This is a genomic window from Bartonella sp. CL71SXKL, from assembly GCF_042194935.1.
GTDB lineage: Bacteria > Pseudomonadota > Alphaproteobacteria > Rhizobiales > Rhizobiaceae > Bartonella.
In genome coordinates this window covers 1-616 of sequence record NZ_JBHINI010000133.1, presented here as the reverse complement: position 1 = coordinate 616, position 616 = coordinate 1, and the positions used below count along the sequence as shown (strand labels likewise).

1 protein-coding gene is annotated in these 616 nt (G+C 37.5%); it reads right to left on the bottom strand.

Features of this window, described 5'->3' with window-relative positions; genetic code table 11:
* Positions 1-185: 185 nt before the first annotated feature.
* Positions 186-566 (bottom strand): hypothetical protein, encoded by a 381-nt coding sequence (locus ACFILA_RS09910; RefSeq protein WP_273791750.1) that lies wholly within the window; start codon positions 564-566, stop codon positions 186-188.
* Between the last annotated feature and the right edge of the window lie 50 nt (positions 567-616).

Sequence of the window (616 nt, the reverse complement as noted above, 5' to 3'; positions counted from 1 at the left end):
TGCACGAATGCGGTGGAGAGTTTTGCCCCCAACTTCGATTGTTTCATCAGTAAGTTCGTATTTTTTTTCCATGGTTTTACTCCTTTAAGTTAGATTCTGCCTTTGTCGTTCTTGCAAAAGAACGGCATTGCATTGTGGGGTGAATTTTTTGAAAAGGTGGCGTCTTTTAAAAACGCCTTTAGCTTTTAAAGCACATCACAAGGACGCAAACGGTGTTGTTGTTCGTAAGAACCATACATTGCATCATCATATTCGCGCTGTTTTATATCATCTAAAAAAAAACCGTATGCTGTGCTGTGTAGAATAAAATCGTGAGGAATGTTTCCGTTGAAACACTGCTCTTCACATTCTTTAAGATAGAATTCGGCAATATCTTCAGAGATATCTTCGCAACGATTAGTCGTTGGTTCAATACGCAAAATTTGGACAGCATTATCGGCTTGGTCGATAAATTTGATCATGTCACTTTCTTCTAAGAAAGGACCAGATTTAGCGAGATTTTGCTCTTCATTTTCGCACATCACTAAGAGAATTTCATCAGAATTTATAAACACTGGTTTATTCACAAATGCCTCCATACTGCCTATTGGCAAAAGTTATTTTCTAAGATATGGGA